The sequence below is a fragment of the Mesorhizobium sp. M1399 genome (assembly GCF_040317735.1).
Classification (GTDB): domain Bacteria; phylum Pseudomonadota; class Alphaproteobacteria; order Rhizobiales; family Rhizobiaceae; genus Mesorhizobium.
The window spans coordinates 1-7,289 of record NZ_JAMYKZ010000043.1; the positions used below are offsets into that span (position 1 = coordinate 1).

At 59.6% G+C, this 7,289-nt stretch carries 2 protein-coding genes and 5 pseudogenes; 5 read left to right on the forward strand and 2 right to left on the reverse strand.

What is annotated here, in order from left to right; translation table 11 throughout:
• Positions 1-105: 105 nt before the first annotated feature.
• The 3 genes and pseudogenes from NKH05_RS32350 to NKH05_RS33270 all read left to right on the forward strand — a co-directional run.
• Positions 106-345 (forward strand): annotated as a pseudogene (locus NKH05_RS32350) (hemolysin secretion protein D); the annotation flags it as partial.
• A 32-nt stretch (positions 346-377) separates the two neighbouring features.
• Complete coding sequence (locus tag NKH05_RS32355) at positions 378-2,537, forward strand: peptidase domain-containing ABC transporter (protein ID WP_353016889.1); 2,160 nt, start codon at positions 378-380, stop codon at positions 2,535-2,537.
• A 79-nt stretch (positions 2,538-2,616) separates the two neighbouring features.
• A pseudogene (locus NKH05_RS33270) lies at positions 2,617-2,691 on the forward strand (IS6 family transposase); the annotation flags it as partial.
• Positions 2,692-2,989: 298 nt separating this feature from the next.
• Here NKH05_RS33270 and NKH05_RS32360 read toward each other — a convergent pair.
• A pseudogene (locus tag NKH05_RS32360) lies at positions 2,990-4,091 on the reverse strand (IS110 family RNA-guided transposase); the annotation flags it as partial.
• A 133-nt stretch (positions 4,092-4,224) separates the two neighbouring features.
• On the opposite strand from NKH05_RS32360, the pseudogene NKH05_RS32365 reads away from it, so the two are divergent.
• Both NKH05_RS32365 and NKH05_RS32370 read left to right on the forward strand, forming a co-directional pair.
• Positions 4,225-5,312 (forward strand): annotated as a pseudogene (locus tag NKH05_RS32365) (IS110 family RNA-guided transposase).
• A gap of 491 nt (positions 5,313-5,803) precedes the next feature.
• Positions 5,804-7,070: pseudogene (locus NKH05_RS32370) on the forward strand (IS256 family transposase).
• On the opposite strand, the gene NKH05_RS32375 reads toward NKH05_RS32370, so the two are convergent.
• Positions 7,039-7,289 (reverse strand): hypothetical protein (locus NKH05_RS32375; protein ID WP_353027044.1); only part of this gene is annotated, 251 nt, incomplete at its 5' end. The pseudogene NKH05_RS32370 and the gene NKH05_RS32375 sit on opposite strands and share 32 nt — an antisense overlap.

Sequence of the window (7,289 nt, forward strand, 5' to 3'; positions counted from 1 at the left end):
CGGGTTGATCGTACGACGATGGTGCCACCTCGCCGCTCCCCCGCATAGCTTCTCATGCATCAGAGCACTCAACAGCAAAAGGTGCGGGGAAATTCGCGCTTACGTCTCATCGATGCGACAGTGCTCGGCGTAGCGCAGGACTTCACCCTCCACGACATGAGCCCGGTCTTCAAGGTCCGCTGCGCACTCTCTCGCACCCATCTCGCACTCAAGAACGGGGTCATCGGTCATCTGAAGAAGGGCATGACCGTGCAGGCCCGCTTCCTCGTGGCAGAACGCACTCTTCTGCAACTCCTCTACAATGAGGCCGACGATTGGCTCAATCCCCTCCCGGCGGGCCACTAATCCTTCCTTGTCCAAACAGCCAGCGAGCCGCCATGTCGAGCAAGGTCATCAAGTTCAAGCAGCACGACATCACCGATTGTGGAGCCGCCTGCCTTGCTTCTGTCGCAGCCTTCTATTGTCACAAGCTGCCATTGTCGCGCATCCGCCAGTATGCCTCGACCGACCGCTCCGGCACTACCATACTGGGCCTCACGGAAGCGGCACGGAAGCTGGGCTTCATCGCCAAGGGGGTGAAGGGCGGCTTCGAGAGCCTGTACAAGATCCCCAAGCCCGCTATCGCGCACGTAATCGTCAAGGAGGTCCTGCACCACTTCGTCGTCATTCAGGCGATCGACGCGAGGTCTGTCACCGTCATGGACCCAACCTATGGCGAAATCCGCAAGCTGCCGCACGAGGAATTCAAGACGCAATGGACTGGCGTCCTGGTGCTCCTGGTTCCAGCAGCCACCTTCAAGCGCGGCGACGAGACCACCTCGCCCCTCGCCCGCTTCGCGCGCCTGCTTGCGCCACACAGGGCGGCGATGGCGCAGGCTCTCGTCGGGGCGCTGGTGACGACGATCCTTGGCCTCTCCACGGCCATTTACGTCCAGAAGATCGTCGATCATGTCATCGGAGCGGGCAACCGCAACCTGCTCAACCTGATGAGCGTTGCCATGCTGCTGATCCTGGTTGCACAGGTCCTGATCAATCTCCTCAGAAACCGGCTCGTCCTGCAAACGGGCCAGAAGATCGATGTTTGCTTGAACCTCGGCTACTACAATCACATCCTGAGCCTGCCCCAGAAATTCTTCGACAGCATGCGCATGGGCGAAATCGTCTCCCGCATGAACGACGCCGTGAAGATCAGGAGCTTCCTGAACGTCGTCACGATCAACATGTTCGTCGACGTGCTAATGATTCTATTTTCGTTCGGGCTGATGTGCATCTACTCGTGGGAGATCGCCTTGGTCGTGGCGGTCTCCATCCCATTGTACCTCTCCGTCTATTGGACCATCAACCGGCTGAATAGGAAGCGCCAACGCGCCATTATGGAGAATGTCGCCGACCTGGAGGCGCAACTGGTGGAATCCCTCGGAGCTGTCTCCACGATCAAGACCTCCGGCATGGAGAGCTTCGCCAACTTCCATATTGAGACCCGCTTCGTCAAGATGCTGCACTCCGTCTACAGCTCCGGCCTCATTTCGATCTTTGGAGACAATGCCTCGACTTTCCTTTCGTCTCTATTCACCATCGTGCTGACGTGGTTCGGAACGACGCTTGCCCTCGATCAAACCGTCACGCCGGGCGAATTACTGTCCTGCTATACGTTGCTCGGCTATGTCATCCGGCCGGTTGCTCGCCTGATTGAGACCAATCGGATCGTTCAGGATGCTTTTATCGCGGCGGATCGCCTGTTCGCGATCTTCGACATGGAGCAGGAGACAAGCGGCGGCGGCATTGACGCCACCAAGGCCGACCTTGGTGATATCCGCCTGGAGAACGTCACGTTCCGCCATGGCGCGCAGCCGGAGCTTTTCCGCGATCTTAGCGTCATCTTCCGCCGGGGCGAGATGACGGCCCTGGTGGGGGAAAGCGGCTCGGGCAAGAGCACCCTTGCGGGGCTGCTGCAGAATGTCTACCCGGTTGAGAGTGGACTCGTGCGGATCGGCCCCGATGCCCTTCAGGACCTCTCGACTGTATCCTTGCGCAAGGTTGTCGCTGCGGTACCGCAATCGATCGACGTGTTCTCGGGCTCGGTGATCGAGAACATCGCCCTTGGCGAGTTCGAGCCGGACATCGAGAAGATCCTGCACATCTGCGATCAAATAGGGCTACGAGAGCTGATCGAGCGCTGGCCCGGCGGTCTCCAGACCCATCTGGGCGCGAACGGCGTACGCCTCTCCGGCGGCGAGAAGCAGCAGCTTGCGTTGGCTCGGGTTCTGTACCGGGATCCGGAGATCCTGATCCTCGACGAAGCGACTTCCTCTCTCGACTCGATAGCCGAGGGGTTTGTCCTGCGAATCATTGAAGATCTTCGTCGGGCCGGTAAGACCATAATCGTCATCACTCATCGACTCAGCACCATTCGTGGGGCCGACAAGATCGTGGTCTTCGACAACGGGCAGGTTGTTGAGGAGGGGAGGCACGCTGATCTGCTGAGAGCTGAAGGCGCTTACGCTCGCTTGTGGCGGGCGCAAACGGGATCCAGCTAACCACGATAGTGGGATGTGTTGCAAGGTTTTTGTTACTCGCGAGTGGCAAGGGATCCTTCAACCATTTCGGAGGATTGCGATGTTCAAAGGCCGCCAGTTCGACCAATCTGTGATCCTGCTTTACGTGCGCTGGTACCTGGCCTCACATGGGCTTCTTGGGGTCAAGGGTTAAATTCAGCAACGCATGAGCAGAACTCCAGGACTGTTTCGGCATCCAGGGTCCGAGCCCTAATCGCATGACGCGGCCCGTTTCCGAGCTCGGTCAACCTCACATCCGGTCGCCGCTCTTGGCGGCTGCACCAACATCCCGCTTGCGGCGGCAGGGGCTCAGGAAGACGAGACCATTCTCTCGAACGGCATTTCAAGCCATGGTTCTGGTAGGTTCGTCCACCTGGATCGGTCAGGACTGATCGGGTCCTGACCGATTACAGGATTGGTTCAATGGGGTATCGTCAGGCGGCTTTCCCTCCGACGTTGCTCAGAATGGCGCCTTCGATCACGACGCCGGTGCTCACATATTTCCACAGCGCGACCAGCAATTTGCGGGCAAGCGCCACAATCATTGTCTTACGCATCCGCCCGCCGTTTTGCTGAACGCGTCCACGGAACCAGAGAGCAAGCGCCGATTGCGGTTGATGGCGCAGCCATAGCCAGGCGAGTTAAACCATCGTCGTTCGCAGCCGCGGATTGCCGGATTTCGACACGCCTTGCTCACGATCGATCGATCCGCTTTGCCAAGGCGTCGGCGCAAGGCCGGCGTAGGCCGCCACTTGCCGTCGGTTGTCGAAATGGCGGAACAACCCTTCCGACCAAAGCATGGCAGCAAACTCCGGTCCGATGCCCTTCACGTCTAGCAACATCGCCGCCGAGGTGGGCGTTGCCGTGTCTTGCGCCTCGGCCAGCAACGCGGCTCGCTCCGTCTCCACGGCCTTGAGTTGCTCGAGAATCAGTTCCAGCCGATCGAGTTCGCGGCATATCTGCGCTTTGAGATGCGCTGGCAGCGCTCGGCCATCGCCGGTCCGCAGTTCCTCAAGCCGTGCCCGCCGATCGCGGCGCAGCGGTTCGTATCCGAAGATGCCCTGTGCAAACAACAATCCCTTGATACGGTTGACGTGGCTCACCCGTTCGCCGGTTAGCACCTTGCGCTGTCGAGTAATGCGACGGCGGTCTTCCTCTTTCCGGCTGGGGGCCTTGACCATCGCGCACACCCGCGGCTCGCCGCGCTTGTAGGCCAGCAGCGTCCGCACCATGGCTTCGCCGTCGATCCTGTCGGTCTTCGCCCGCCGGCGACGCCGAGAGGTCGCGATCGAGGCGGGATCGACGACGTGGCTTTCGATCCCTTCAGCCTGCAGTACGCGGTGGAGCCAGAACCCGTCGAGACCGCTGGATCACAATGATCGGAAAGTGTCGTTCCGTTCGCGACAGCGCCTTCTCACGAAGCCATGAAAGGCGCGCCAGCAGCCCGGCGACATCGCCGCCGCTCACGGCATGCTTCGACAACTTCTCTCCATTGCCCGGCGACAGCGACGTGATCAACCAGCTTGACCGGCTCAGACCGTATGTTCTCGGAGTGAAGGCGGCTCACCCCCGCGATAAGGTGAGATCGGGGGTTGCTTCGGATTGGCCGAAGCCGAGCCCCAGCTTAGAGAGGGTGAACCATGGATCAGCATAACAGGCTTTTTGTCGGTTGGACGTCTCGAAATTGAAGATTTCTGTGGCCGTCGCAGACGGTGAGCGGGGCGGTGAAGTAAGGTTTTATGGGGATATAGCCTCGGATCCGACCTCAGTGGCGAACATCGTGGAAAAAATGGCGAAGCGAGGAGCTGTCCTCCACTTCTGCTATGAAGCCGGTCCGACAGGTTACGAGCTTTACCGTCAGCTTACCGACATGGGTCACGACTGCGTGGTGGTCGCACCATCCCTGATACCAAAGCGCCCTGGTGATCGAGTGAAGACGAACCGGCGCGACGCGGTCAGCCTGGCAAGGCTACATCGTGCAGGTGAGCTGACGGCAGTCTGGGTACCAGATCGCGGACACGAAGCCATGCGCGATCTCGTGCGGGCTCGAGAGGCTGCACAGGAGGCTCAAAAGCGGGCGCGTCAGCAGCTTCAGTCGTTCCTACTTCGACATGGCCGCATCTATTCGGGCCGCTCATCCTGGTCGCTGGCGCATATGCGGTGGATATCGACTCTGAAGTTCGAGCATCCGGCGCACTTCATCGTGCTCAAGGAATATTGCCAGGCGATCGAGGATGCCGAGGTGCGCTTGAAGCGTCTGACCGATTTGATCTCGGAGACTGTCAAATCCTGGACGATGGCTCCTGTCGTCGAAGCCTATCAGGCGTTACGAGGCGTATCGTTGATTGCCGCCGTCGTCTTTGTTGCCGAAATTGGCGACATCCGCCGCTTCGAAAACCCCCGCCAACTGATGGCCTTTCTTGGCGTCGTTCCGTCAGAGAGCTCGACAGGTGAACATGTCAAACGTGGTGGGATCACTAAGGCCGGGAACTCTCGGGCCCGTCGCATGCTGATCGAAGGCGCATGGGCTTACCGCTTCCCTGCGCGGGTAAGTCGAACCAAGCAAACGCAGTTGGAAGGCCTACCGAGAACCGTTCGCGAAATAGCGTGGAAAGGTCAGCTCCGCCTCTGTTCTCGCTATCGAAAATGATCCTCGCAGGGAAGCACAAGGCCATCGCGATCACCGCGATCGCTAGAGAAATGGGGGCTTTCCTGTGGGCTATTGGCCAGGAAGTGCAGCCAGCTCATCAAGCCTAACCTAGCATCCGCATCTCGCGAGTAATTGAAAGGAGGAGACAAGATCGATCATCCGCTGATGCGCAATGTCGGAGGCAGGGCCCCGGTCGGGGAACCTTCGATGGAATTGAGTGGCCGACTACGTCGATGCCCGTGCTTAGATAGAAGCAGCCCCAGGCGTACACACGGAAATGCGGTATCCAACCCGCGTATAAGAGTTTGCAAACCGTCGTCTTGAGGCCCCGTCTCCTACATTGCGCATTAGCTACACCATGCAGGACCAGCCATTATTGGCTGGACGAACAGTCGTGGCTACGCCGCTTGCAAATGAACATAAGAGTTCCAATGAGACGAAAATCGCGCAGAGATTGGTGCGGATGGCGGTCGGTGCTTCGGGTCGGTCAGCTACAACAGGCATGGTCGTCTCCAGGGTGGTTGGTTCAACGACTCCACTCTGTCAGAGAGCGGGCCGCCATCCACCCCATGGGATCTCTCAAGGAGAGCGATACGCCATGAACGAGACTATCAACATTGTTCGCCTTCGTCAGCCCGACGAAATCGATGATCCCCTGACGGATGTGCTTCGCAGCGGCGCGCGCAAATTGCTTGCGCAGGCGATCGAGATGGAAGCCGAGGCGTTTCTTGCCGAGATGAAGGATCTCAAGCTTGCCGATGGTCGTGACCGGCTTGTCCGGCATGGTCACGGCCCGGAGCGGAGCATCCAGACGGGGATCGGGCCGGTGCCTGTCAGCCGGGTGAAAGTCCGGGATCGCGGCGCGACCGGTGAAGCGGACCGGGTCCGGTTTTCCTCATCGATCCTGCCCAAATGGGCGCGTCGGACGCGCAGTCTGGATGCGCTGCTTCCCGTTCTCTACTTGCGCGGCGTTTCGACGGGCGATTTTCAGGACGCTCTGGCGGCCCTCCTGGGCAAGGAGGCGCCGAACCTGTCACCCTCGGTGATCACGCGGCTGACGGCACAGTGGACGCCGAATACGATCGTTGGCAAAAGCGCGATCTTTCGGCGCGCCACTATGTCTATGTGTGGGCGGACGGGGTCTATCTGCAGGCCCGGATGGAAGACCATGCCGAATGCATGCTGGTTCTGATCGGCGCCACACCCGAGGGCAAGAAGGAACTTGTCGGCTTCCAGACCGGCATTCGCGAGGGTGCGCAAAGCTGGCGCGAGCTGCTGGTCGACGTCAAGCGTCGTGGCCTTAAGATCGCGCCCGATCTTGCCGTGGGCGACGGCGCGCTTGGCTTCTGGAAGGCGCTCGAGGAGCTCCTTCCCGGCACCAAACACCAGCGATGCTGGGTGCACAAGACAGCCAACGTTCTCAACAAGGTGCCGAAATCGGTGCAGGCCGGCATGAAGGCAGACCTGCGCGAAATCTATCTCGCTTCCAACCGGGCCTCGGCCGAGACCGCAATTGCCGTCTTCGTCGAAAAATATGACGCGAAATATGCCAAGGCGGTCGACTGCCTGACGAAAGATCAGAATGCGTTGCTGGCGTTCTACGATTTCCCCGCCGAACACTGGGATCATCTGCGAACGTCCAATCCCATCGAAAGCGTCTTTGCGACCGTTCGCCATCGCACGGTGCGTACCAAGGGCTCGCTATCCTCGAAAACCGCCGGGCTGATGGTCTTCAAGCTGGTCATGGCCGCGGCCAGGACGTGGCGACGATTGAAAGGACAAAATCAGTTGCCGAAACTCATCGCAGGGCCAGGTTCCTGGACGGAATCGAGGTCATCGAAACGAAGCCACAGAGCGCCGCTTGATCAGCCCCGTCACCCAAATTCCAGCATAGCTCACATCACTTTCATCATCGACGGAGGAGAAGAAGTCCGCTCGCTTGCCGAGATGATCGCGCCGGCAAGCGAACATGTGCTCGACTGGTTCCACATCACCATGCGCATCACGGTCCTGCGCCAATTCGCCCAGGGTCTCGAAAACCATAATGAGCAGGCCGGACAGGATCTGCTTGAAACCCTGCGCAG

What these genes read in the sequence shown, in the direction of transcription:
- NKH05_RS32355 (WP_353016889.1), top strand. Translation starts at nt 378, where the DNA reads ATGTCGAGCAAGGTCATCAAGTTCAAGCAGCACGACATCACCGATTGT.